Source organism: Brevibacillus sp. AG162, assembly GCF_006715575.1.
Taxonomy (GTDB): Bacteria; Bacillota; Bacilli; order Brevibacillales; family Brevibacillaceae; genus Brevibacillus; species Brevibacillus brevis.
Genome location: NZ_VFNO01000001.1, coordinates 34,180 through 60,313, shown reverse-complemented (window position 1 = coordinate 60,313; position 26,134 = coordinate 34,180). Strand labels below are relative to the sequence as shown.

At 48.2% G+C, this 26,134-nt stretch carries 26 protein-coding genes; 7 read left to right on the top strand and 19 right to left on the bottom strand.

Annotated features, from left to right (window positions below; genetic code table 11):
- Positions 1-16: 16 nt before the first annotated feature.
- The 3 genes from FB479_RS00375 to FB479_RS00365 all read right to left on the bottom strand — a co-directional run bounded on the left by FB479_RS00375 (position 17) and on the right by FB479_RS00365 (position 3,618).
- Complete coding sequence (locus tag FB479_RS00375) at positions 17-1,072, bottom strand: ABC transporter substrate-binding protein (RefSeq protein WP_142061439.1); 1,056 nt, start codon at positions 1,070-1,072, stop codon at positions 17-19.
- A 90-nt stretch (positions 1,073-1,162) separates the two neighbouring features.
- Positions 1,163-2,167, bottom strand: a complete 1,005-nt coding sequence (locus FB479_RS00370) for an ABC transporter substrate-binding protein (protein ID WP_106653726.1) — start codon at positions 2,165-2,167, stop codon at positions 1,163-1,165.
- A gap of 131 nt (positions 2,168-2,298) precedes the next feature.
- Positions 2,299-3,618 carry a hemolysin family protein gene (locus tag FB479_RS00365; protein ID WP_106653727.1) on the bottom strand — a complete coding sequence of 440 codons (1,320 nt, stop codon included), beginning with the start codon at positions 3,616-3,618 and terminating at the stop codon, positions 2,299-2,301.
- Between the two features lie 141 nt (positions 3,619-3,759).
- Here FB479_RS00365 and FB479_RS00360 point away from each other — a divergent pair, with 141 nt between their 5' ends.
- From FB479_RS00360 to FB479_RS00345, 4 genes are all read left to right on the top strand, one after another.
- Entirely contained in the window at positions 3,760-5,424 is a 1,665-nt protein-coding gene (locus FB479_RS00360; RefSeq protein WP_197724042.1) for a DNA repair helicase XPB, read from the top strand.
- Positions 5,425-5,476: 52 nt separating this feature from the next.
- A complete protein-coding gene (locus tag FB479_RS00355; RefSeq protein WP_007716978.1) occupies positions 5,477-6,046 on the top strand; it encodes an RNA polymerase sigma factor in 570 nt (189 codons plus the stop codon).
- Positions 6,027-7,433 (top strand): hypothetical protein, encoded by a 1,407-nt coding sequence (locus FB479_RS00350; RefSeq protein ID WP_142061436.1) that lies wholly within the window; start codon positions 6,027-6,029, stop codon positions 7,431-7,433. The genes FB479_RS00355 and FB479_RS00350 overlap by 20 nt, the downstream gene beginning before the upstream one ends.
- Before the next feature lie 80 nt (positions 7,434-7,513).
- Complete coding sequence (locus FB479_RS00345) at positions 7,514-7,876, top strand: DUF1835 domain-containing protein (protein ID WP_106653730.1); 363 nt, start codon at positions 7,514-7,516, stop codon at positions 7,874-7,876.
- Positions 7,877-7,922: 46 nt separating this feature from the next.
- Here the strand turns inward: FB479_RS00345 and FB479_RS00340 are convergent, their stop codons facing one another.
- The gene (locus FB479_RS00340; RefSeq protein ID WP_007716985.1) at positions 7,923-8,183 is read right to left on the bottom strand and encodes a DUF2573 family protein; all 261 of its coding nucleotides are present in this window, start codon (positions 8,181-8,183) and stop codon (positions 7,923-7,925) included.
- A 146-nt stretch (positions 8,184-8,329) separates the two neighbouring features.
- Here FB479_RS00340 and FB479_RS00335 point away from each other — a divergent pair, with 146 nt between their 5' ends.
- Positions 8,330-8,788, top strand: coding sequence for a GNAT family N-acetyltransferase (locus FB479_RS00335; RefSeq protein WP_142061433.1), 459 nt, complete (start codon positions 8,330-8,332; stop codon positions 8,786-8,788).
- Positions 8,789-8,838: 50 nt separating this feature from the next.
- On the opposite strand, the gene FB479_RS00330 is transcribed toward FB479_RS00335, so the two are convergent.
- The 3 genes from FB479_RS00330 to FB479_RS00320 form a co-directional block, all read right to left on the bottom strand.
- Positions 8,839-9,279: a small multi-drug export protein gene (locus tag FB479_RS00330; protein WP_106653732.1), complete on the bottom strand. Its 441-nt coding sequence runs from the start codon at positions 9,277-9,279 to the stop codon at positions 8,839-8,841.
- An 89-nt stretch (positions 9,280-9,368) separates the two neighbouring features.
- Positions 9,369-10,364, bottom strand: coding sequence for an ABC transporter permease (locus tag FB479_RS00325; protein WP_106653733.1), 996 nt, complete (start codon positions 10,362-10,364; stop codon positions 9,369-9,371).
- Positions 10,330-11,289, bottom strand: coding sequence for an ABC transporter ATP-binding protein (locus tag FB479_RS00320; RefSeq protein ID WP_106653734.1), 960 nt, complete (start codon positions 11,287-11,289; stop codon positions 10,330-10,332). Before FB479_RS00320 ends, FB479_RS00325 begins: the two co-directional genes overlap by 35 nt.
- Positions 11,290-11,418: 129 nt before the next feature.
- Between FB479_RS00320 and FB479_RS00315 the strand changes: the two genes are divergently transcribed.
- Positions 11,419-12,207: a GDSL-type esterase/lipase family protein gene (locus FB479_RS00315; protein ID WP_106653735.1), complete on the top strand. Its 789-nt coding sequence runs from the start codon at positions 11,419-11,421 to the stop codon at positions 12,205-12,207.
- Here FB479_RS00315 and FB479_RS00310 read toward each other — a convergent pair.
- The 9 genes from FB479_RS00310 to FB479_RS00275 all read right to left on the bottom strand — a co-directional run bounded on the left by FB479_RS00310 (position 12,199) and on the right by FB479_RS00275 (position 21,073).
- Positions 12,199-13,434, bottom strand: coding sequence for an MDR family MFS transporter (locus FB479_RS00310; protein ID WP_106653736.1), 1,236 nt, complete (start codon positions 13,432-13,434; stop codon positions 12,199-12,201). The genes FB479_RS00315 and FB479_RS00310 overlap by 9 nt on opposite strands.
- Before the next feature lie 227 nt (positions 13,435-13,661).
- On the bottom strand, positions 13,662-14,510 hold the full coding sequence (locus FB479_RS00305) for a YtnP family quorum-quenching lactonase (protein ID WP_106653737.1): 849 nt from the start codon (positions 14,508-14,510) through the stop codon (positions 13,662-13,664).
- 73 nt (positions 14,511-14,583) lie between these two features.
- Positions 14,584-14,880 carry a hypothetical protein gene (locus FB479_RS00300; RefSeq protein ID WP_106653738.1) on the bottom strand — a complete coding sequence of 99 codons (297 nt, stop codon included), beginning with the start codon at positions 14,878-14,880 and terminating at the stop codon, positions 14,584-14,586.
- A 165-nt stretch (positions 14,881-15,045) separates the two neighbouring features.
- Positions 15,046-17,049: an NADPH-dependent 2,4-dienoyl-CoA reductase gene (locus FB479_RS00295; protein ID WP_142061430.1), complete on the bottom strand. Its 2,004-nt coding sequence runs from the start codon at positions 17,047-17,049 to the stop codon at positions 15,046-15,048.
- Positions 17,050-17,196: 147 nt separating this feature from the next.
- Entirely contained in the window at positions 17,197-17,667 is a 471-nt protein-coding gene (locus FB479_RS00290) for a hypothetical protein (RefSeq protein WP_142061427.1), read from the bottom strand.
- A gap of 75 nt (positions 17,668-17,742) precedes the next feature.
- Positions 17,743-18,057: a hypothetical protein gene (locus FB479_RS00285; protein WP_007717017.1), complete on the bottom strand. Its 315-nt coding sequence runs from the start codon at positions 18,055-18,057 to the stop codon at positions 17,743-17,745.
- Between the two features lie 176 nt (positions 18,058-18,233).
- Positions 18,234-19,694 (bottom strand): LCP family protein, encoded by a 1,461-nt coding sequence (locus tag FB479_RS00280; protein WP_142061424.1) that lies wholly within the window; start codon positions 19,692-19,694, stop codon positions 18,234-18,236.
- A 230-nt stretch (positions 19,695-19,924) separates the two neighbouring features.
- The gene (locus FB479_RS30255) at positions 19,925-20,062 is read right to left on the bottom strand and encodes a hypothetical protein (protein ID WP_007717021.1); all 138 of its coding nucleotides are present in this window, start codon (positions 20,060-20,062) and stop codon (positions 19,925-19,927) included.
- Positions 20,063-20,119: 57 nt separating this feature from the next.
- Positions 20,120-21,073, bottom strand: coding sequence for a carbohydrate kinase family protein (locus FB479_RS00275; RefSeq protein WP_142061421.1), 954 nt, complete (start codon positions 21,071-21,073; stop codon positions 20,120-20,122).
- Between the two features lie 228 nt (positions 21,074-21,301).
- Between FB479_RS00275 and FB479_RS00270 the strand changes: the two genes are divergently transcribed.
- A complete protein-coding gene (locus FB479_RS00270) occupies positions 21,302-22,519 on the top strand; it encodes an MFS transporter (protein WP_106653741.1) in 1,218 nt (405 codons plus the stop codon).
- A 76-nt stretch (positions 22,520-22,595) separates the two neighbouring features.
- Here FB479_RS00270 and FB479_RS00265 read toward each other — a convergent pair whose 3' ends face one another.
- From FB479_RS00265 to FB479_RS00255, 3 genes are all read right to left on the bottom strand, one after another.
- Positions 22,596-24,665 carry a YecA family protein gene (locus tag FB479_RS00265; protein ID WP_142061418.1) on the bottom strand — a complete coding sequence of 690 codons (2,070 nt, stop codon included), beginning with the start codon at positions 24,663-24,665 and terminating at the stop codon, positions 22,596-22,598.
- A gap of 81 nt (positions 24,666-24,746) precedes the next feature.
- Positions 24,747-25,022: a hypothetical protein gene (locus tag FB479_RS00260; RefSeq protein ID WP_106653743.1), complete on the bottom strand. Its 276-nt coding sequence runs from the start codon at positions 25,020-25,022 to the stop codon at positions 24,747-24,749.
- A complete protein-coding gene (locus tag FB479_RS00255; RefSeq protein ID WP_142061415.1) occupies positions 25,019-26,014 on the bottom strand; it encodes a hypothetical protein in 996 nt (331 codons plus the stop codon). The genes FB479_RS00260 and FB479_RS00255 overlap by 4 nt, the downstream gene beginning before the upstream one ends.
- Positions 26,015-26,134: the final 120 nt, after the last annotated feature.

Genomic DNA, 26,134 nt, shown 5'->3' with positions numbered 1-26,134 from the left:
CCAATTACTGCATTTATTACTCGATCACTTGTCCAGCACGGTCGAGCATGGCTTGCGGAATCGTCACACCCATTTTTTCCGCTGCTTTTTTGTTCAATACGAGCTTCATGTCTGCTTGCACTTCAACAGCCATATCTGCTGGCTTCGCTTCACCCTTCAGGATTTTTGCTGCCATGTCAGCTGTTTGCTCGCCCAGCTTCGTGTAGTCGATCCCGTAAGTGGCAATCGCTCCGCTCTTTACAGAGTTTTCTTCACCTGCGATGACCGGGATTTTTTGTGATTCAGCTACACCGATAACAGCTGCAATCGAAGATACGACCATATTGTCAGTCGGTACGTAGAAAGCATCTACTTTGCCCACCATGGACTCAGCTGCTTGCTTCACTTCCGTTGCGCTCGTAATTGCTGCTTCTTTAATTTCCAAACCAAGCTTGCCGGCTACAGCTTTTGCTGCATCTACCTGTACTTTGGAGTTGACTTCGCCAGAACTATAAATGATTCCAACAGATTTCGCATCAGCTTTCAACTCTTTGATCAGCTTCAATTGCTCTTCGACAGGGTTCATATCCGATGTACCTGTTACGTTTGCGCCAGGTTTGTCCATCGTAGCTACCAGACCAGCTTCTACCGGGTCCGTTACCGCAGTAAACAGGATCGGAATTTCTTTACTGGTTTGCGCGGCAGCCTGTGCCGTTGGAGTGGCAATCGCCAAGACCAAATCTACTTTGTCAGCCTCGAATTTTTGGGCAATCTGGATAGCTGTATCCATGCTCGCCTGAGCGGATTGCACATCGATTTTTACTTGCTTGTCCTTTTCGTAGCCGTTTTTAGCCAGCTGGCTGATAAAGCCCTCTCTTGCTGCATCCAAAGCAGGGTGTTCAACGAATTGGGAAATTCCAATTGTCAGCTGCTTGGCTTCAGTAGACGGAGCTGGAGCCGTCGACGTTGAAGGGGCTGGTGTAGAATTGTTTGCAGGGGTAGTGCTTTGCTGTCCACAAGCGGTAACAGACAAAAGCAATAAAGGAAATAAAAAACTCTGAAAAATTTTAATACTCTTCTTTTGTTTGAACATTTGATAAATTCCCCCTTTTGAATTTTTCTACAATTTTAACACGGATAAAACACTTTTAAAAGAATAAAAAGAGAGCCTGACGCTCTCTTTTTACTTGATGATTTCTTTCGCCTGTTGTTTGAGTGCCTCAGAAATGGTGAGCCCAAACTTAGCAGCCGCTGTTTCATTAATATACAAATCAGCTTGTTTCGAAATCTCTACTGGAGTATCAGCAACGCTTTGCCCTTTTAGAATACGGGCAGCCATATCGCCTGTTTGTTTACCGATTTGGTAGTAATCAATCCCGTACGTAGCAACTGCTCCACGTTTTACTGTATCGGTGTCAGAAGCAAAGACAGGGATTTTGTTTTCCTCTGCTGCTCCGAGTACCGCTTCAAACGAAGATACGACCGTGTTGTCAATCGGGATCATAATGGCATCTGCTTTGCTAGCAAGCCCTTGAGCTGCCAGCTGCACTTCGGATAGCTGCGAAATGCCTGCCTTGATGATTTCTACGCCTTCTTTTTTCGCTGCGTCTTCCAATTCCTTGACCTGTACCTCTGAGTTAATTTCGGAGGTCGTATAGATCACGCCCAGCTTTTTCAGCTCAGGCAGGAAGGTTTTCACCAGCTTCAATTGTTGTTCCATCGATACTTTATCGGACGTCCCGGTCACATTTTTGTCTGGCTTCTCCAGACTGCCAACCAGTTGAGCCGAGAGTGGGTCTGTTACGGAACTGAAAATAACAGGTTTGTCAGCAATCGCCTTGGCTGCAGCCTGAGCGGATGGCGTCGCAATCGCTACGACAATATCCTTTTTATCTCCGGCATACTTCTGTGCGATCGAGACTGTATTGTTCATGTCACCATGGGCGTTCTGGGAGTCTACCTCCAAGTTCTTGCCCTCTTCGTAGCCAGCATCCTTCAGACCATCCAAAATTCCTTTATGAATCGCATCCAGCGCAGGGTGCTCCACGAATTGCGTCAGCCCCAGCTTCACTGTTTGCCCTTGGCCTGTCGTTGCTGCTGCCTCTGTTTTTCCACCTGTTTCGTTGCCACATGCTGCCAAAGAAAACGCCAGCAATGCGGTCAGTACCATACTGACTGCTCGTCTCATCTGTACTTCCTCCTCTAGTCTCTACTCTCAGCTGCTCTAATCACCCTAAGCAATTAGGCTCATTGCCATCTATGCAACTTGTGTCCCATTATAGCAATTATATTACGCATTGAGAAGCCCCCTTTCCTCCCTTACGTAGAACTGATTTCTTCCTCTGCTTTGCCGACTTTCTTTACATAGACCCTGGTGATTCTGTAATGGTCGACCTCTCCTACGACAAATTCGTACTTTCCCTCTTTTACCCGATCTCCCACGCGCGGCGGATGGTCAATCTGCATGTAAATCCAGCCTGCTAGCGTATCTACATCGCTTGACTCCAATTCAATCTCCAGATAATCGCCCACTTCTTCCAATAACATACGCCCGTCTAATGACAGCATACCGTCACTGCGCTCCACCTCTGGGCGCTCGTCGTCGAACTCGTCTTGAATGTCTCCGACAATTTCTTCCATTATATCTTCAAGAGTCACCAGTCCGGCAGTGCCCCCATACTCGTCAATGATAATCGCCATTTGTCCTCGTTGTTTTTGCAGCATGGTCAACAACCGGCTGATCGAGATCGTCTCCGGTACAGTCAAAATAGGACGCATGAAAGTCTGAAGGTCATTGCTCTCTCCTTCCAAAAGCCCTGTCAGCATATCCTTGATGTGCAAGCTGCCTACTACATGGTCCTTGTCACCATCCACTACTGGATAGCGGGTAAACCGTCCGTTTTGGACATGCTTGACGTTTTCGTCAAAGGGGTCACGCAGGTTCAAGACAACCATATCCGTACGCGGAACCATGATTTCTCTTGCCATCGTCTCCGAGAAATCAAAAATATTATCGACCAGCATCAGTTCGGTTTGATCAATCAAGCCGCTTTTGTGACTTTCATTGACAAGAATGCGAATCTCTTCTTCTGTATGTGCTTCCTGATGCGGCTCCAAGGATATATGAAAAAGCGCAAGAAAACGACTCGCGGCCCAGTTCAGCATTTGAATAAAGGGATACATGATTTTGTAAAAGAGTTGGATCGGTTTGGCTACCGCGAGTACAACCTTTTCGGAGTATTGAATAGCCAGTGTCTTGGGAGCCAGCTCCCCCAGCACGATATGCAAAAACGTAATCACCGAAAAAGCGATAATAAAGGAAATACTGGTAACAACCGTTTCATTTAAATGGAAATAACGAAAAACCGGATGCAAGAGATGCGCGATGGCAGGCTCGCCCAGCCAACCGAGTCCTAATGAAGCCAGCGTAATCCCGAGTTGGCACGCGGAGAGGTAGGCATCCAAATTGCGCAGGACCCTCTCGACGTCAACAGCACGCTTGTTTCCTTCCGCCGCGAGCTGGGCAATTCTTGATTCCCTTACTTTTACAATCGCGAATTCAGTCGCAACAAAGAACCCGTTCAGGAGTACGAGGATCATGACCAAGATCAAATTAAACAAGCTTCCCCAAATTGCCATGCTCCCCGCCGTCCTTTCCGTCCATGCTTTGGGATATTGTTTCCCATCCGTGCCAAAATGTTACCTGTTCGTTTTTCTTTCTTTTAGAGATTGTGATACCATAGTGCTGATTCCTATGCCTTTTGTAACGAGGTGAGCCTATTGTCGTACCGTCCAGACCTGCCCTTGATCGTTCAAAGCGATCGGACGATATTGTTGGAAACACAGCACCCTTTATTTCTCGAGGCCAGACAAGCTATCAGCGGTTTTACGGAGCTAATCAAAAACCCAGAATACATCCATACCTATCGGATCACCCCTTTATCGCTTTGGAATGCGGCTGCATCTGGTCTTACATCACAAGAGGTAACAGACGTGCTTGGCAGCTACAGCAAGTACGGTGTCCCCCCTACCATCGTCAAAGAAATAGAAGATACGATGCGAAAATACGGCTTGTTTCGTTTGGAACGCATTGGCGATCAACTCGTATTAATGAGTGAAGACCCGCTTCTTTTAGCAGAGGTGACCAGTTATAAATCAATCGCTGCTCTTTTTGAGAGTGAATTTGTCATCAAAAGCTATGCGCGCGGACTGATCAAACAAGAGCTGATCAAGCTCGGCTTTCCTGTTCAAGATTTGGCGGGCTATACAGAAGGCGAATCCTGTGCAGTCAGCTTGCGGGAAACGACATCCCAAGGCAGAGCATTCTCTTTGCGTTCTTATCAAAAAGAAGCTGTCGATGCCTTCTATTCTGGTGGAGCTGTAACGGGGGGAAGCGGCGTTCTCGTCCTGCCCTGTGGTGCTGGAAAAACAGTCATTGGACTTGGGGCCATTTGCCAATTGCAAACAGCCACCCTTATTTTGACCACGAATACGACATCGGTTCGCCAGTGGATCGCAGAGCTCTTGGACAAAACAGGTCTTGATCCAAATATGGTCGGGGAATACACTGGTGACAACAAAGAAGTCAAGCCAATAACTGTGGCGACTTATCAAATTCTTACATACCGCCCCACCGCCGAAGATGATTTTCCTCATCTGAAACTCTTTTCAGAGCGCGATTGGGGGCTTATTATTTACGATGAGGTGCATTTGTTGCCCGCACCTATCTTTCGTGTTACTTCTGGGATTCAAGCCACTCGCAGACTTGGGCTGACGGCTACTCTTGTTCGGGAAGACGGGCGGGAGGAAGATGTTTTCACGCTGATTGGTCCAAAAAAGTACGAGGTTCCATGGAAAGTCATGGAAGAGCAAGGCTGGATCGCGGAAGCGCATTGCCGAGAAATTCGGCTCCCCTTTGAGCCGAAGTGGCGGGAGGCTTATGCACATGCAACCGCTCGTCAAAAGTTTCGCATTGCGGCAGAAAATCCAAAAAAACTGGAGGTCGTCCGCGAGCTATTGGAGAGGCACGCCCACGATCGTGTTTTGATCATCGGGCAATATATCGATCAGCTTGAGCAGATGGCAACGGCCCTCCAACTGCCACTCATTACAGGAAAAGTACCGGACAAAGAACGTGAGCTTTTATACACGCAGTTTAAAAAAGGGGAAATTACACGCCTGATCGTATCCAAGGTAGCCAATTTTGCGGTCGATTTGCCGGATGCAAACGTCGCGATCCAAATTTCCGGGACGTATGGTTCCAGACAAGAAGAGGCACAGCGCCTGGGACGTATCTTAAGGCCCAAAACAGACAACAACACCGCCCATTTTTATACATTGGTAACACGAGACACGAGAGAGCAGGAGTTTTCGCTCCATCGCCAGCTTTTTCTGGTCGAACAAGGCTATCCATACGATATTATAGAAATGGAAACGCTGGTCTGAAACGTTTACGAATAACCAGCGTCTCATAGAGGGAAGGGAGGCCAAAGATTCAATGCAATCCGACGCCGAAATCATTCAGCGGATTCTTCAAGGCGACATCGAAGCGTATCGCGACCTCATCCAGCGATATCAGCATATGATCTATGTTTTCATTTACAAAATGGTAAACAATCGCTCTGATGCAGAGGATCTCACTCAGGAAGTATTTGTAAAAGCGTATGAAAAATTGTCCACATTCCGCGGGGACAGCCAATTTTCTTCTTGGTTACATACGCTTGCCCGAAATAAGAGCATCGACTTCTTGCGTCGCCGAAAGTATCATGACTCGGATGAACAATTGGCCTATGTGCCATCCAATACACGTGACGAATCCCCTCAGGAATCGCTCATGACAAAAGAGCAACGTCGAGAAATTCAGGAGGCCTTTGCCTTACTGTCAGATTCCTATCGAGAAGTGATCGTCCTTCGCTGTACGCACGAATATCCGTTTGAAAAAATAGCTACACTCCTCGGCATCGCCGAATCTACTGCTCGCGTCCGTTACTTGCGTGCTCGTCAGGAACTCGCAAAATTGTTATCCCGCAAGGAAGGGGGGCTCGTACATGAACTGCCAGGCATTTAGAAAAGCATGGCTAGATGACACAGATAGCGATTCGCACTCACATATTGAAACCTGTGACGAATGCATCGCTTGGATAGAAACGCAAATGACAACAGAAGAGGAGGTGCAGTTCTTGAAGGAGGTTCCACTGCCTCAAGCGAACCTGGAAGACAGAATCATGCAAGCAATCTACCAGACCGCCGGAAAAGGTGTACCCCCTCACGCCGCTACTGCATCTTCAGAGCAACAAACGAGCACAGTGATTTCAAAGCCAAACAAGCGTTGGACCAAAGGCTTCCCTTCATACGCCTGGGTTAGCGCAGCGGCTGTCTTGCTCGCAGTAGGTTTCGTCGGCTATCAACAGCTGACACCGGATAGTATTCAAATGGCTGCCATACAAGAAAACGGGATGAAAGACACCAGGAACACTCTTGCATTCGACGAAGCGGAATCAAAATCGGCACCGCAAGCTCCAGCGCAAGCTCCAGCACCTGCTATCGCTTCCGTTCCAGCAGCTGCTGATAGTCCGACGATGAAAAAAGCAGAAAGCAATCCAGAGTCCTCTGCTACACAATCGCAGGTCGCTCCGACTGCACCTGCAAAAGATACACCTCCTGCACCACCTCCCCAATCGAACAATGCGATTGCGATGGTGAAACCAGAGGAAAAAGTAGCAACACCAGAGCCACGTACGATCAATAAAGATGGGCAGAACAGCGTGGCATCTCGCGGATTACAGGGGAACTCAGCTGATCAAGCAGCAAAAGCGAAATCGGAAGTTCCAGCCGAGTCAGCAAATACGGGTAACCATATAGCCGCTAAGGAAGCCAATGGCGCTATTGCTGAGAATCCTACGACTTTTGGGATCGCTTCCCAAGCGGAACCAGATACTGCTGATGGCGGTGCGACTGAGAACGCATTAGTGGGTCCATCGTTGCCAGCGGCAGCGAAGCAACCCATTACGCTCTCCTCCTTCTCGGATTTGAACACCGCTGTACAAGCATCAGATATGCCCGTGCCCGCCCTGTCGCAAGCACCGAATGGGTTCTCGATGAGTACGGTATCGGTCCAATATGAATCCGAAACCAGCCAGAAGGTGACTCGCTTAACTGCAGATTACAAGCGGAACAACGACTGGATTCGCCTAGATGTTGTGCGTAATACAGAAGGCAAGCGCAGCCTCTCTATCCCAGGCACTTTCTCCGCTACTCAGTTGTTCGCGGTCAACGGAGAGCAAGCTATCGCCGTTTCTTTTGATCAAACGGATTCAAAAAGTTCAACAGCACAGCACGCGGTTCATTTTAACGCTCAATCCGACAACCAATCGTTGTATGTGGTAGTGACCGCAAACGGAGTTACCTTACATGATTTAATGGAAGCTACCAAGCATATCACGTGGAATCCGTAAAAAGCTCCCTACGATTAGAAAAGACACGACTTGATTTTCAGGATCGTGTCTTTTTTCTGTTCTAGATGAGGAGCTAACTAATGGACAAATTTCACATCTGCTTCGGCCTATCTGCCTACGGTACACTTCGATCCGTCTTCCGCAAACAGAATCTACTACAAACAGAAAGCATCATCTGTATCGAGGATGATTTTTCATTCGAAACAATCGACATAACGGCATTTAGTGTGAATTGCGATTACAAAGTAAGAAATATAGACGGCAACGAGGTATCTTATGTATTGAAAAGCGTAGGTGCCCTCCCTCCTAAATTGGTGATGGATGCTTATCAGGTGAAAAAGAATATGCCTGCGAACCGAGTTCATGAGCTGATCAAGCAGGGGCTGCTACAGTACCAAGGAGAGTTGATGCCTCTACGCCGGTTAGAGATTCGATTAACGTAAAAAACGCTGTTCTCTTTCGCAAAGAGACAGCGTTTTTTTCCTACTTTTAATGCTTTTGATTTTTCTCCTGGTTCCATTGCTTGATCTGCTCAATGATTTCCCGAATTTGATTCCGTGCTTCCATATGCTCAGGCTCGCTTCCCCAATGCTGAATCAGCGGCGGCATCGCTTTTGCCATTGTCGTGTACAGGCACCATACTTTTACCATTTCTACGCGCTCAGGAGTCGCTTCTCCTGTCAACAGCTCTGTAAATTTATGAACTAGATCCTCCAGTTCAGGGACCAACGCTTCTTTTTTCTCGTCCATGTCAGTTACCTCACTTTCGGGAACTTTCTATTTGTATCCTTGGTTTATTTTACGAAAAAACGCCCACTTGGAAAAGGAAGATTTTTCAGGTGGGATCGGTTACGCTTAAACTATCAAGCTGATCGAGGTGAAGACTTATCAAAGACATTCGTATTCGATTGATTCCGACAACCAGAGATAACTGGCAAGATGCATTACGCTTGCAGGTACAAGATGAGCAGCAGCGCTTTGTCCCGTCTGTTGCCGTTTCATTGGCGAAGGTCCATATCCGTCCTGATGGTGACAACTGCACCTATGAACCATTCTGTTTGTATGGAGCTGATGAAATGCTTGGGTTTGTCATGATTACCTATGACGCCTCAACAGATTGGTGTTACTGGTTCAACGGTTTTTTGATCGATCACCAGCATCAAGGCAAAGGATATGGCAGGGCGGCTCTAGCAGCGATAGTGGATATAGTACGGAGCCGTTTCCCGCAAAGCCGATTTGTCAACCTAACCGTTTGCCCGGACAATACAGGTGCAAGACATTTATACAGTCAATCTGGTTTTGAAGAAACTGGCGACGTATATGATGGAGAGATTGTCTATAGACTCGCATTATAATAAGTATGAACAAAAACCGCCAGAAATTGGCGGTTTTTCATGCAAACAAGCTATTTCCCTTCTGGTACCATGAATTGCAAAAGACCAAAAGCCACCCCTGCTGTCAATAACGCACTCCAGATAATGATGCCCACTGACATCCACAACATAAGCTTTTTCGTAGGTGCTCCCAGCGAAATACCGATGGCAGCTCCCAGCGGGGCTCCCGTTAAAAGCGGCGAAGCGAGACCAAGACCGACCACTCCGTATTTATCCCATATCTGCCACATACGCCCCTGACGATTGCTCCGTTTCTCTACTCGCTTTAAAAGCCAGGTACGCAAAGAACCTCCCACAAAAATAACAGCACCTGCGCTGATAATCGCACCCACCGCACTAAATATTCCGATCAGGACTGGTGGTAGCTGCAACATAAAACCTACAGGGATCGCTGCCCACAGCTCAAACATGCCAGATAGTGTCACAGAGCCTGCTTTCCATAATACATCCATTCTGTTTCGCCTTTCTCCTCTCGCTGTCTTTTTCATTCGTCTTGGTAAAGACGAGCAGACATGTCAGAAAGTAACGGAAAAAAGTCAAATTAGGATGTAACATCTCTACGGATAAAGGTCGCGTACGCAATGATCAGCGCTGCGATCGCCCATACACTCAACACGGTCAATGAGAACGGCAGCGTCATTCCCTTAATCGGAGGCAGTGTTCCATTGAGATAATTCGTAAGCTGCAAATTTACCACAAACAAGTATTTGGACGATTCCCAGGAGGATGCCATCTGCGTCAGGATCGTTCCGCTAATTAACGCTGCCATCATGATTCCCATCCCCGCAGCCGCACTTCGAACCAAAACAGAGACCATGAGTGTTACCGTTGCAACTACGACGCAGACGAACCAGCCTAGCCCGTACTGCATCAGCAAAAATTGCCATTGTGGCAGCATGAATGCACCTGAAGTCTCGAGCTCTCCTCCCGATACCTCAAAGCCAGTCAAAATGGGCAGATCCCAACCCGAATAGCCAAACACGACCCCAGAGAGCAAATAAGCAAGAATCAGCGTCGTGAGAACCGTGAGAGAGGTAAACAGCAGCAGGGTGATGTATTTGCTGGTCAGCACCTTCCATCGCCGTACGGGTCGCGTCAATAGCAGCTTGACCGTCCCCTCGCTAAACTCAGAAGATACGAGGTCAACCGCGAGTACGACGATAATCATCGGCAAAAACATCGAAATGGCTTGATCCATAAAGCCACGGGCGAAAGTAGGTCCACCTGGCGCCATCGGGTTTATGTCGTGATCCAAGTAATATTGCTGCTGTGCGATCCTGACCTTGATAAAATCCCGCCACTCTTCGGGAAGTCGGCTTGATGCCAGCCGGTTTTGCATATCGACGATTTGTTGGGTTAATAGCGGACGCCAGTCGGTTGTCCCCATTCGTTCTTGTGCAGTGACAACCGAGCGGTACTGCGCGTATGTAAAAATCGGGATCAGAATCGCCAAGATCAGTACGACGACGAGAAAACGGCGCCGACGCAGCAATTTTATGGTTTCATTCTGTACGAGCCCCACCATGCTCTGCTCCATGACTTCCCCCTCCTCCCGTCAATGTAAGGAACAGGTCTTCCAGTGTAACCGTCTTCGTCGCAATCCCCATCACAGGTATGCCGCCATTGACCAGCGCCTGATTAGCCTCGCTCACTTTTTCTATGTCCATGCGTGATTTCAGTCGCTCTTCACTGACCACCCACACATCTGTCACTACTGGCAGTTTTCGCAGGACTTCCTCGGCCTTTTGTATATGGGAAGACGGAATTGTCCAATCGACCTGATCAGCAAACTGCTCCATCAGTTCTTTGACTAATCCAACCGAAATGACCTTCCCTTGGCTGATAATCGCTACCCGGTCGCACATCATCTCGATTTCACTGAGAAGATGACTCGAAATGAAGACAGCGAGCCCTTCTTCTTCAGCAAGCTTGCGAATAAATTGGCGCAACTCGCGGATCCCCGCCGGGTCCAAACCGTTCGTCGGTTCGTCCAGGATCAATATTTTCGGACGGTGCAAAAGTGCCTGCGCGATCCCCAGACGCTGCCTCATTCCGAGCGAGTACGTTTTCACCTTATCATCAATTGCCCGCTCCAAATCAACAAAGCGGACGATTTCCTCAATACGCTCAGGCGTAATGCCGCCGCTCATTCTCGCAAACTGCTCCAAATTTTCTCTGCCCGTCAAAAATTTGTACAGCTCCGGGTTTTCGACAATACAACCAACCTGCGCAATCGCTTGCGGAAACTTTTCCTGAAGAGAGATCCCTCCAATGCGAATATCTCCCCCATCCGCTTTTGCCAATCCAACGAGCATGCGGATCGTGGTGGTTTTGCCTGCGCCATTCGGCCCGAGAAATCCAAATACCTCTCCGGCGAACACGTCAAACGTAATATCATGAATGATCGGCTTTTTGCCAATCGCTTTTTTCAATCCTTTTACTGAGAGGACCGTTTCGGCCAATGTGCGCCCTCCTATCTGAGTCACCCCTCGTCAACTGACGATGGCGTTCTGTTTATGGTACACTGTCATAAGATGTCCACCCACATTATACCATGACCATAGACTTTATAACGAATAGGAGGATACCCGATGCGCACATCCGGCCAATTTCTTTGGCGCACGGCAGGTCTCTTGTCTTTTCTCTCATTTCTCATATTTGCGACAGGATTTGTCCTCGCGATGAATCCGCAGCAGTTGGCACCATCCACAGCAACCCCACCTGCGCAAAAAGAGCAGCCACCCTCGCCTTTACCAGAAAAGGGTGTCCACAAAGTAGTCGCACTAGGGGATTCCCTCACGCGCGGTGCCGGAGACGCAAACGGGCAAGGCTATGTCGGACTCGTTCGCCAAGCATTGGAGAAAAAATCCGGCCAGTCTATTACATTCACCAACCTCGCGATTAATGGACAGGAATCATCTGAACTGCTCAAACAAATGTCCCAGGAGCAAGTAAAGAAGCTGCTCGCTGAAGCCGATCTGATTCTGTTTACCATCGGTGGCAATGACTTGTTCAGGCAGACAGGCGGGCTGTATACCATTGAAAAAGAAAAAGTGACCACAGCTGTTAAGCAGCTTGCGGTCAACTATGAAGAGATTCTCAAACAGATTCGCAGCGTCAACAAGACGGCGACAATCGTCTATACTTCCCTGTACAATCCTTTTGGCAATACGGAAGCATCCGCCGACACCATTGGGCCCGTGCTCGACTGGAACAATCAGGCGTCCCAAATCGCCTCACGGTACCCGCAAGTATTCGTGGTGCCGACTTACGACTTGTTCTTGCGCAAGGAACAAAACTACTTGTATACAGACCACTTCCACCCGAATGCTGATGGCTATAAACGGATGGCGGATCGTATTTTGCAAGCCTTAGAGTGATTCAACCCTCGATTGATTCATGGACTTGCCTCGAGCTGCCTCAAAGGCACGAGCACCCGCCCATTGGAATGCACTGCTCATCATCGAGGTAGCTGCTACCACCAGGAACAAGGTCGTGCCTCCGTAGTGTGCCAAAAGCATTCCACCCATCCACGGACCGATGAACTGGCCAAGGTTGCTGAAGCTTTTTGCACCGTAATAGCTGCCGCGCATACTCTCTGGCGCCATTCGGTCGATCAGGACGTCTCCTGCTGTAAACGTAAGGATTTCACCAATTGTGAAAAATACCATTGCCACAATGAATATCAGCCACGAATTGGCAAATGCATAACCTACGTCACCAACCGCATACATGGCGTTTCCCACCACAATCGCGGTGAGAGGCGTCTTTTTTTCTGCCCAGTTCGTCAATGGAAGCTGCATCACAATGACGACAATCGCATTGACTGTCATCAGGATGGCAAACAGCTCTGTTCCATTCACGACTGTCATTTCTGCGAATTTTGCCAGTGTAGAAGACATCTGCGAGTAGCCAATCGCTCCTAAAACACCAGCGAGCATGTACAAGCGAAATGCCTTGTCGTTCACCACAACACTGAATGCACGGCCGAATGTAACGACTTCTTTCTTTTGACCTTCAATTTGCTTAATGCCAAACTTGTTCAATAATCCTTGCAAGCTAATCACATAGATGAGATAAATCACTGCTGTCATCAGGAAAGGTAGAGCGACAGAGCTTTTCGCGAGGACTACCCCTGCGATAGGCCCTACCGCTACCCCCACATTAATCGCCATGTAGCGAATACCGAACACACGAAGCCGCTTCTCTGGTGGCGTTACATCTGCCATCAGCGCCTGGGAGACCGGTTCGTAGAAGGATCGACAGAGTCCCCCTGCTATATTGAGCAAAAGCAGTATCCACGGGTCTTTACTAAGGGCAAACCCAACGAACACGAACGTCCACACGTACAATGCACCTAGCATCACTCGCCTGCGCCCAATTCTGTCCGACCACGCTCCCGCAATAAAGCCTCCGATTGTACCCGCGAGCGGTCCTGCTCCAATAGTCAAACCGATCATCGCCAAGCTCATATCGGTTTGATTAGACAAGTATAAAAACAAAAACGGCATGCTCATCGAGCTGGCGGCCCGGACGAACACGGTCCCGACGACTAATGACCAGACGATCGGGTGAAACTCCTGCAAACGCATCTTGATCCAGCTCATTGTCTCTCTCCTCACCACTGTTATGCTTTACCATCTCTGCCAGAACAGATGCTCTGTGATGTTCCCATTGTAGAGAGGCAATGGACGTTCGTCAATGAGCATTCAAAATTTTTTGATTATGAAACATTTCTATGAGAGCAATCAAAATTTCGATAGGGTTGGACACATTACCACCTGGTCTATGCAAAAGACCGCCAGAAAACGCTGACGGTCTTTGCCTATCCTATTTACAAAACAACTTCTATACGATCAATCATTTCTCCCTGTTCGTTCCATTTCACTGCGCGGTAAACGCTATCGTGGTAGAACGTGAACCAAGCGCCTTGTTTGATCCCGTTGTTGATCCATTCTTCTTTTGCAAAGATGGATGTCATCGGGTAGTCGTCGTACGCCATCACCCATAATGGATTTTGATGGGCGTGTGTAGGCATGATGTCAGCTAGATGCAAAAGCAGCTGCCCCTCTGTCTCCATCCGGACGATAGCATGTCCCTGGCTGTGACCACCTGTATGATGAAGCGTGATTCCTGGCACAACTTCGTGCGAAGCTCCGTACGTCTTCACCTGAATCTCAATCGGACGCCAGTTCTCTTCCCAATATGTATTCTTCGAGCGAATATTCGGCTCTCTCATCTCCGCCCATTCCTGCTCCTGCACGTAGATGACAGCTTGTGGAAACGTAGAAACAAGTTGTCCATCACGGATAGAGACAAGTCCGTTGGCATGATCGTAGTGCATATGCGTCATGATGACGATATCAATATCGGCAGGAGTCAACCCTTTCGCAGTGAGGGAGTCCACGACTTGAGACTCTTCCTCCAATCCAAAATTGCGCTTCTGTTTTTCCGTTAGCCGATCATTTCCCATACCCGATTCAATCAAAATACGTTTGCCATGAGCCTGTACCAGGATTGGGTCAGCACGCAAAGGGATTTGATTGAGATCATTAGATGGATATCTTTTGCTCCAGAGCGGCTTGGGCACCACACCAAACATTGCGCCCCCGTCCAGCTTCGTGAGTCCACCTCTCAGCCAAGACAATTGAAACTGACCTACCTGCCATTCGTTCCCTACCATGATCCTGACGCCTCCTCGATTGCTCGGAATGATGATTAAAGATCGAAAGCGAAAAGCACCCGTTCAGGGTGCCTTACTGCTTTTCTGCTACACTTACAGTTCTAGTCGCCGGGGCGATTTCTAACAGGAGATCACTCGATACAGCCTGCACAGTGACATCTGAATCACTTCGTCTATGATGAAGCACGAGTTGCGCTACCTTTTCATTCTCTCGGTAAACGCTGATTAATGTCTGTAATGGATTGGCACTCCCGCCTGCGATCAACTTAAACCCCGGGGCTATCGTAAACGTCCATCCCTCCACCTCTACTAGCGGTGCCAACGAGTACAGGAAGTAACGTTTCCCTAAGAGAATGCCATTATGGTTCATCAAGGCGAGAGCCCCCAATCAAATGAATTTGAACAGTATAACTTCATTTTGCAAAAATTAGCGGAGGTTGAAAAGCGATTCGACAAAACTTCTAAAAAGACGACATGCTTTTCTTAATCATATCCGATCACCACTGTTTTCGAAATAGAAAATCTTCTCAGCGCCTTAAATCGCTCTTCCTACGGTCGCCCCCTCCAAAATGGCCCGCTTGGCATCGAGCTCTCCCGCTTCTTTCGCCCCGCCTATAAGGTGTACAGGCAGCCGATCAAGCAATGCGTGGTATAGCGAATTGTTGGAGGTCGCTCCAGCCGCTACAATGACCGTATCAGCAGGTATCATGCGTTCCTCCCCGTTCTGAATGAAATACACCCCTTCTTCTGCAATCCGGCTGTATTCAATTTGTGTCAGCATCTCTACGCCACGTCGCTTCAGGTTGGCGAGAACTGCCCAGCGCGTCGTTTTCCCCAAGCCCGATCCGACATGCTTCCCACGCCGCAGCATGCTGATTTTCCGTTTTCGCTGTTGCAGTTGCTGTACAGCTCTTCCATCCAGAATCCGGTACTCCTGCAAGTATTCCGCTGCCTTCGGTGAGATCGTTTCGTCGTGCATCAGCAAATGGGACAAATCACACGCGATTCCTCCCGCGCCCACGATGACCACTTGTCTACCGACCTTGGCGCGCTTTTCAAATACCGCATCATATCCCTTCACATGTCCGAGCTCTACACCTGGAATCTCAGGACGCCGCGGAATGACTCCCGTTGCCACCACAACTTCTGCAAAGCCTTCTTCGATCAGGGCCTCTGGCTCTGCCAGAGTTCCCAGCCTGATTTCGACACCAAGACGCGCAAGCTCTGTCCGGTAATAGCGAAGCGTTTCATTAAATTCCTCTTTGCCCGGCACCTGTCTGGCGTAGTTTAATTGTCCACCGATCTGTTTTTTGGCCTCCATGATGACCACCTGATGCCCTCGTTCTGCCAGCACGCGAGCTGCCTCCAAGCCGGCTGGCCCCGCACCGATTACAGCTACCTTCTTGCGGTTTTCCGCCGGAACCAACTGCCACTCTGCTTCTCTGCCCACGAGAGGATTGACCAGACAGGAGGCTACCTTCCCATCAAAAATATGGTCGAGACAGGCTTGATTGCAAGCAATACATGTGTTTACTTCATCAAAGCGTCCTTCTTTGCTTTTTCGAACGATATACGGGTCCGCTAAAAATGGACGGGCCATCGAAACCATATCACTGCATTCTTCATACAAAATCTTTTCAGCCTGGCGCACGTCGTTGATTCGATTGCTGGCGATAACCGGGATGTTCACGACCTGCTTGACTTGCTGGGCCACCCATACATACGCTCCACGCGGCACCATCATGCCAATCGTCGGTACTTGTGATTCATGCCAGCCAATACCGATATTGAGAGCATCAACCCCTGCCTCCTCCAGCATTTTGGCAAATTGCAATGTCTCATCCATCGTCGTACTATCTGGCATCAAGTCCAATCCCGACATACGGTAGATAATCGGATAATCCGTTCCCACTGCTTGGCGAACACGCTTAGCCACCTCGATGCCAAAGCGGGCTCTGCGTAAAAAGTCCCCACCCCACTCATCTTCTCGCTTATTGGTTACAGGGGACAAAAATTGATTGATCAAATATCCTTCCGAACCCATAATTTCTACGGCATCAAAGCCAGCTTTTTTTGCGCGTACGGCACCATCAGCAAAGCATTGAATCGTTGCTTCGATTTCCTCTACATGTAACTCTCGCGGCTTCCAACGGTTAATCGGCGCCTGCAATGGTGATGGTGCTACCGGGTCTAATCCTGTTGCTTCTTTGTACGCATAACGCCCGGCATGGAACAGCTGCAACGCAATTCTCCCATTGGCTTGATGAACCTCTTTCGTGATCAGGCGCAATTTCTCGATATCCTCATCTTGATATACATTGCAATACTCGTCGCCCATACCGCCTTCCGGATGTACGGCAGCCCCTCCTGTCACGATCAGACCTGCCTCTCCATTTGCACGCTCTGCATAAAAGGTAGCAAGCCGAGCAACACCATTCTGAAGCTTTTCAAATCCAACGTGCATGGACCCCATCATAATTCGATTTGGCAACGTCATCGAGCCAATTTGAATTGGTTCCCATACTTTTGAAAGTTCCACGATAAATGCCCTCCCAACGAGTGAATGCTCATTCATTTTTATTACCTATACGATTCTCTCTCTCCTCCTCATATTCCTCCTTCTTCACCTTTCATACAAAAAGCTCAGGACATTACTCCTGAGCTTTCCTTATGTACAGCCTATTTTTTACGTGCCGAGTTTGACGAGCATCCCCAAATCAGCGGAAAATCTTGCGATGGTTTCCGCAAATGCCATTTCCTCAGCTTCTGTTCGCGGCATCTGCACGACAAAGTGATAATCCAGCACAATATTCGCTTCTGCCTGCTTGCCAGGCTCCACAAAGCGGCGCTTTTCTGTCATCGAGCACTCAGCAACTAAGCTTTTTGCTTGCGTCCATAATTGTTGAATCTCCTCTTCTTGCAAGCTATAAGGATAGTCAATTTCTACCTCAATTTCACAGCTGTCCTCTTCCGCAAGCGAAAACAGATGGATGGTAGCCGTTGGTTGCTTCTCGTCCTCTGCCTCGGAAAACGTGATCAGAACCTCTTGCCCTTCCGATTCTTCCAACAAAGAATGATCAGAGCGCAAGACGATATCCGAAATCATTCCATGCGTATGTAACTGTTGATTTAGTTTTTCCACCATAAATTGTAGCACGTACTTCTTTCCTCCTGTTTCACGATATCCTCTCGTAGCAGTATAGCACGAGTTGTACAGATGCGAAAAACCCCTTCACGAGGAAGGGGTCGGTGTATTGTTCATATTTTTTTGATTCATGAATTCTGACAGCCACGCACGACGTACTTCTTTGTTTGGACAGTAACCTAAAATGTAGCTTTCTCCGCGCATATATTTTTCCTTAATCCACTCTTTATGCTTGCGGAAAAAGGCATGCTGGAAATCGATCGGCATCTGCTGATATTCTTCCAGTGCTGAAGGGTTCTGGAGGAAAAAATCTTCGTCGTACACAAACTCTTCGTTTTGTTGGCGGCTGATCAGGTACACAAAAGCAATCACCAGGAACAGGTTCACCAAAAAAATCGTCATAGAAATCCCTCCAGTCAATAATAATTATCTGATTAATCTGTCTTATCAGCATATTATTATTGTACCACGAAATTGGTGTTTTCTAAACCTTTTCCATAAACGAATTTTTAAAAATTTATATGAATCGACAAATAAAAAACACCCGCTCAAATGATGAACGGGTGTTTTCGTACTCGTTAGGAGTTCGTGCTAGGACCATCTGTAGGTGGACCAGCATCCTGACTGGTCGGCGGGATGATATCCGGCGGTGGGGAAGAGTTGTTGCCGTTATTACCTGCTGGTACATTCCCAGGAGATTGTGTTGCATCAGTCGCAGGCGTCTGTACTCCCTGACCTTGATCTGTCGACTGGCCTTGCCCTTCTGGGCTTACGACATCAGGTGGCGGCATTGCGCCTTCATTTGCCGTACCATCTTGATTGTCTGTTGGATTCGTCGGCTCTTGTTCTTTCGGAGCCTCCGTTTTTTGTTTCGCTGGCGTTGACGCAGCTGATTCTGTCGTTTTCTTCTTGACGCTCTTCTTGTTGCTTGTCGCAACCGCTTCACCAGAACCGAGTATCGGCGAATTGTTGAGCGACGCTACGACGCTCCCACTCAATCCCATCTCTGATTGCAAGGAATCGCGAACAGACTCGAGCTTTTCTTTTTCGAGATACGTATATCCTCCTTGCCAATATGCCCCATTATCCAATGCGGTGACCGTAGAGGAATTAAATCCTTTGAAATCGTAGGCCAAGCCTTTGATCTGATCCTTGGAAAGATCGGTATGTATATTCTTTGCGCCTACGTCCATGACATTAAATATCTTCGTCAAACCTTCAAGAGAACCCACTTTGCCCACGACAGCCTTGATGACCTCTTGTTGACGACGGTTGCGGTCGAAGTCACTGGAGTAGTACTTCGTTCCACGGTTGTCATGACGATGTCGTACATAACCAAGTGCCTGCTCGCCATTCAATGTTTGAAGTCCTGGCTGGAGATTGATGTGTGTATCGTCAGTTGGATCATCGTATACCAGTCTGCGATCCACATTGACTTCCACACCACCTAATTCGTCAATGACCGCTTTGAAACCATCGAAATCAATGGCTACAAAATGCTCAATCGGAATACCCAGTATTTCATTCAACGTTTTCTTCGTTAAGGAAATCCCATCTTCAGTAACCGTCTGGTTGTTCCGCTCTGCTTGCCTGCGTTCTGCTTCGCCATTGGCATAGACAGAATTGATCTTATGGTAGTCGCGATAGCCTGGGATCTTGACGCGTGTGTCCCGTGGAATCGATACCATGGTAACTTTCTTCGTCTTTGGGTTGGCAACTGCCACGATCATTACGTCTGTGTTCATCGAACCTGTTTCAGGACGGGTATCAGAACCAAGCAATACGAACGACATTGGCTTATCCGAATAGTAAACAGGATCGACATTTTGGGATACTGGCGAAGTAAACCCGCTGTTTACAGGGCTCGTTACTTCGGTCAGAGTGTCTTCAATTTTCCAATAAATTGCTCCAGCCACACCGCCAACCAGCAGTAAGGTGATCAATGTGAAGGATACCACGAGTTTACGTATTTTTCGATTACGGCTCGGCTGTTTCTTTCGAGAAGCTGAAGCGCGTGTTTTCACAACAGTATCTGGCATATGAATCAGTCTCCTTGTTCGCGCACGCTTTTTGACAAAGTAAAGGGAGGCACGATTTTGAATTGTGCCACTCGACAATATGCACCACTATTTTCTTCAGTTGGCAATACTCTGATTCAGGTATTGTATCATATCGTTGTCTGCATTTGTAGAAAAATGTTCCTTTAAACGAAAAGTCCCCCATCTTTTTGTCGATTAGGGGGACTTTAGTTGCACATATAATTTTCGGCTTATTGCAAGCCGCGTGGTGCCTGACTAAACCCTTGTACAGGACCTTCAGGACGCTTGTTTTTGGAGCGGTGTGAATCTCCGCCCTGCCGAACATGGCTCTCTTGTTTTCCGTTCACATCATTCGATTTCTTTTCCATGACATACACTCCTCCTCTATACCAACTAACGGGTAGTGTACGTCAAGCTATGTATTTTCATTCTCGGTCGAGGATCTGTCTTTCTTTTGCGGCATAGTAATCTTTTCGTGCCAAAAGGACATCGATATCGTATCGTCCATTTCCCTTTGTCCTCATCTCGGCCAGAGCAACGCCGAAAGCTGCTTGTTCTGCAAGGGACAACGCTTTGTTTTGCGCATAAATGATGCCCGCGGCAAACGCGTCTCCCGCGGACTCTCGAATCGGCATAGTCGGTGCAGCAAGCCATTTTTCCTCATGTGCGGTGCACAGCCACAATCCTGCTTCCCCACAAATGACCATGACCTGATGAATACCTTCTGCCACCAATTTTTTCGCGCATACTTCCACATCATTATAGGAATGAAGCGATTGGCCACCTAACACTTCCAGTTCATCAATGCTTGCAACAAGTATATGAACGCCTTCAAGCAACCCTTTCCATTTTTCTGCTTTTTTCACAGAAACAGGGTCTACGATGATCTTTTTGTCGAGTTTTCTGGCTTCCGCCAAAAATGCCCGCATGACCTCAACGGGAAGATTGGCATCCAGAAACAAGCCTGCGGCCTGAGGCAAGCGCTTGAGACCTTGCTGGACAATCTCCGCTGGCCACTCTTCATTTAATTCCATATCTGCAACAGCCGTGTACAATTCACCATCACGATCACGAATAGCCAAGTAGCGCCCAGTCGATTTCCCTGCGATTCGCAACATGCCATGGGTTGCCACTCCACTATTTGCTGTGACCTGTCTTAGCCATTCGCCATCTGCATCTTCTCCCACCAGAGCAAACAGCTGCACTTCTTCTCCTAGCCATCCCAGATTTTCCGCCACGTTTCGAGCTACGCCGCCTGCTGCTTGATGCACTTCACCTGGATTACTTGTTCCAGGCAACAGTCTGGCAGAAGTGACTCCCTGCACGTCAACATTGGCTCCTCCCACGCATAGCCAGTATTCTGTTATACCTTCCAGCATTCCAGCATTCCCCCTAGCCTTCTGCTCATGGTCTAGTCCATTGTGCTTCTCTCTTTTTTCGACAGCATCTCCCCATTTACCTACTATTTTAAAAACTTCCTGATAGATCAAATTCTTTATTTCCGATCATCATATTCCTTTCATACATGGATGACGTCCTGTAGAATCCATGCTACATTGAAAAAAATAAAAAGTAAGTTACCTAAGAAAGGTTGGGGATGGACTGACATGAGTGCCTCATCGACACCCATTCACTCTACACCGGCAGGGACTGCGGCACCGACTGTCTATCGCATGCTGTTTGCCATTAGCATTGCGCATCTGTTAAACGACAGCTTGCAAGCGGTCATCCCTGCATTGCTTCCAATTGTAGAGAAGAATCTGGCATTAACATTTACACAAGTCGGAATGATTTTACTCGTCATGAATCTTACTTCATCTGTTTTACAACCATTCGTCGGTTACTTCTCCGATCGCAAATCGATCCCTATATTGCCACCACTGGCTTTGATCGTATCGGGATTGGGGATGCTGGCTCTCGCTTTCTCTGGCAATTACTATTTCGTTCTCGCAGCAGTCGCCTGTGTTGGAATTGGCTCAGCCATCTTCCACCCTGAAGCCTCACGCTTCGCCCACTTGGCATCCGGTCCTCGCAGGGGGCTGGGACAATCCATTTTTCAAGTAGGTGGAAATGCTGGGCAAGCACTCGCTCCCTTGATGACCATCCTGGTCTTTGCGAACCTGGGCCAGACAGGCGCTGCCTGGTTTCTGCTGCCCGCGCTATTGGCCAGTGGCATCTTGCTCTATGTTGCTCTCTGGTATCGTGGGGAACAGCGTTTGAAAAAGGCGACTGCCGCACCTGTTACGTATACGAATCGGAACAAGCGGCTGATAGCCCTCGGCCTCCTGATTGTCATCGTCAGTGTGCGTTCCTGGATGAATGCTGGCTACCAAAGCTTTTACCAGTTTTATTTGATGTATGTGAAAGATATGGATTACGCCAATGCACAGCTCGTCATTTTTGGTTTTCTTTTCGCAGGAGCGATTGGGACATTTTTTGGCGGACCGCTGTCTGACCGATTCGGAAAAAGGAACTTGCTCATCATTTCCACACTCGGTTCACTTCCACTAACATTGCTGACGCCTTACGTCTCAGGCTTTTGGGCCTTTCCATTGCTGGTAATCAGCGGCTTTATCATGCTTTCCAGCTTCTCCGTCACGGTCGTATATGCGCAGGAACTATTGCCTGGCAAAATTGGGACCGTATCCGGGCTGATTATCGGTCTTGCCTTTGGAATGGGAGGCATGGGCGCTCTCGTATTCGGCTATCTCGCGGATCTCTACAGTCTGAGCTTTGTCATTCTGTTATGTTCGTTCCTCCCGTTGATCGGGTTTATGGGCTTTTTGCTGCCGAAAGACAAGACACTCCGCGAATGGGCTCACTAACCTATACCAAAGAAAAGCCAAAATCAAAAAACCCGAGGACGCGAATCCTCGGGTTTTTATTTATGCTATAGGGGATCTAGACCAATACACCTGTTGGTGCACCCAGCACTTGGGCAATGACTGGTGGATACACTTCAGGCGTACCAAACAGTCTCCAAGTACCATCCTCACCTTGACCGAACAAGCCATGGATCATCCAATCTGCTGTAAGCATAGCACCCAATTCAGCGCCAATAGACAGCTTGATTGTCTCGCCATTCGCACGTTTTGCCGTACAACCAGATGAAGTGATCTCTTGCACGAGCATGGATTCTTCCGTGATATCTTTGATCACCATCGGGTTGTTGTAAAGATTTTGAGTCGCTTCTTTTTCCAGCACACCGCGCAAGCGATAGGATTCCGGCAATGTTTCCTTCAACTCGGCGAACAATGGCTGCATGACAGGATAAAGCGCGTATGGTCCTTGCTTATCCAGCCACTTGAAGAACGCCGTCAAAACAGACATCAGATTTGTTGCCAACGTTTTGGTCGTTGCGTCCGTACGCGTGAAAATGTCGTGAACGAGGAAGTATACCAGGTCCTCTCTGCGCAACTGCTCCCATGTGAAAGATGGACCAAACGCTCCTCTGACGAATGAACGGAAGTTGTTCATAACCTCATCGTACTTTTTGACCGTTGCTTCCGACTTGCCCTCGGTCATCTCTTGCACGAAGCGATTGATGTCCGCAAGTCTGTCAGGATGTACGGTGTACACACTCTCAGGCAATCCCTCGATCAACGGACGGCGCAGCAGGTTATGCACATGCAGGCTGTCATTTGACAACGAGAGGCGAGGACGAAGCATGTCCATTCGGATAAAGCGAGCCAAGCCCTGTCCAATTTTATGATCCTGTTCCATTTGCTCCATCAGCTTGTGGAGTTTTTCATGCAGTACCTCGTTTTCTGCAGCTGCAACCAAGAGCGGAGCCAAATCATCGAGCTGTTCATGGGAAGTAACCAGCCATTTTTCAGCAAAATAGGTTTGGACTGCCCACTGCAACACTTTTGGTGGCAAAGTAGGCTGACTCGTGATAAACAGAGTTCCTTTGGACAAACGAGAGCCCGTTGAAGTAAGAACGCGAATCTCCTCTTCGTTCTCAAATGCAAGCAGCAGCAAAAGCTCTGAGACTTCGTCCAACTGCGGTGCATATCCTTCCAGAATCAGGTTGTCATCCTGCAAAATCACTTCTGCCTGTACTTCGTATAGCTCCAGCAAGGCATCCTTTAAATTCGGGAACAAATGCTCTTCCTTGCGCGTCGCATATACCCATATCTCACGAGCACCATCACGTTTTTTCAGCTCAAATGCAGGGTTCGACTCGATTACTTTCAGCAGCTGTTTACGATCTGGCATAGAATAGGTACGACGCAGAAGCGATTCTTGCTTCGGTGCTTCAGACTCGCTTGCCGCTTCACCAAATTGAACGATGAAGTGATACAGCTCTGTCGTATAGCTTCTCTTGCTCGTATCTGCCTTCGCAGCTTCTACTTCTGGATGCTGGTTTAACCACTCGAGCAGGCTTTCCTTGACATGTGGCTGCAAAATGATGCTGCCAGAGAAGAGCATATCACGCAGACCTAGATTCAGCAGGCGCCCTACGATCAATTGTCCAGGGACAACATTCAACGTATTGGCACGAAGCAGATAGTGTTTTTCTTCCGAAATCGGTTGTTGAACCGTGATGACATCACGATCCACTTCCACGATTTCATAAACATTCAGGTGCAATCCAGCAAACGCACGGCGAAGATCAGGCTCCATCCGACGTCCATGCTGTTTGATATAGTTCTCAAGCAGCGTGCTTCCACCTGTTTTGACGTCCAATACACACCAGTTGAAGAAATGGGCTGCCCATTCAGGACGTGCGACGCTCTCTTGGGTCAAGCCTACTTCTTCAGCAAAACGGTTCCGCGCTTCTTGAATCGTCTCGCTGGTTACATTTGCGCCGACAAAATGGTTCAGTCTTTCAACCCAGCCAGCGTATTCTTTTTGCAACTTTTGCTCGTGGCGGCTACGCAGCTCCGTAATGGGAGTGACAACCCCACAGCATTTTTTGTATTTTTTTCCGCTCCCACAAGGGCACAGTTCGTTTCTTCCTACCGACATAGAGGGTTTGGATCTCCTTTCCATCCCACGCGGCATGCGCGGGGAATCATGCACAATCCCCCTATTTTACCGCATTATTCGTCATGTGTTCAAGTGTTCTCGCTTTGATTCATGTGCGATACCCACATCCGTGTTGTTTCTTTCCCATTGGACAATAAATTGTTCCAGTCGATTCATCAACCTGACGATGCGCTGCTTCTCGCCCATGCATGCTGAAATAGCAGAGAGCTGGTTCGTGGCAAAAAGCTCCACCACTTCCTTCTCCATGTCTTGAAGGCGAATCCGATAGCCCGCGATAACCTCGCGCAGGATGGCAAATCTCTGCTCTAACCGGATCGTAGCCTCAAGTTTACTCATTGTTGTTCACTGGTCGCCAGTACCTGTTGAATGCCAAGTACGATCTGCTCATGCTTATGTTTCTCTTTCATCAGCACTTCTATAGCTTGCATATTGCTTTGTTGAAAATGAGCGACAACTTCTTGGGACATTTCTTGGTTTCTAGTCTCCAAGCGGTTGATGGCTTCTTGCATCAGTTTTTGTACTTCCTCGAGAACTTGCTGGTTGGTAATGGTAGACATAGTAGCTTCCTCCTTGGTAAATAGTAGTTCTTGTTGTTCTTCCACCTGGTGTAAGGGATTCGCTGGTTCTTCCAATGCAATTTCTTCTGAGACGGACTCGCTGTTTCCTATCGATACAGAAGGGGCAGCAACAGCAACCTCGAGGGCCGCCTGCTCTTCCTTGGAATCTTCGCTACGAGCAATGATGTACATGGTATCACCGTCAATGCGGAAGCGGTCATCTTGCGCAGGGAGAAAAGCAGCATCTGCAGCAATCCCTACTTCCTGCTCCAGAAAATGGACTAATGTTCGAGCAGCTACCTGCGTAATGCCATTATCGCGGCAAAACGCATACACTTGGTCATTGCCCAAACTCCACTCTGCCAAAAACCATCTGCTGTCGCCTTGATATTGCACAAAGCGAGGATCGCGTTCCAATTGCAGCATACGAAGAATCTGATTCCAGCCAAACTGCGTTTGACGACGCAGCTCTGCGACAATTTGCTCAAGCTTTTTGGGTGTTTGGCTATCGCGCAAATAGCGATGAGCCAAGTCGTACACTTGATGCGGCTGGCGAGTGATCTCTACGATCGCCTCTGAGCTTCCAACGCGCACTGGAGACTGCTCCATGTTCAACACTTTATCCAGTATCGTCTTGCAGTCCAGATCCAAAAAAGCATTCAGCTCATTCGCTTCCATCCGGGAGCAGATCTCCGTACGTGGAAGGGAGCGCTCACCGGGCCGGAATACCTTTTTTACAATACTTGGTAGGGTATAAGTTGGCCGTTTCATTGCACTTTCTCCTTCTCGTGATCGGCATTGTTTGCCAAATCAAATGGGAATCAAGAAGATATTCTACAAAAAGAAAAAAAATCCTACCTACCTTGAAGTGTTTATGAATTCCGATAATGA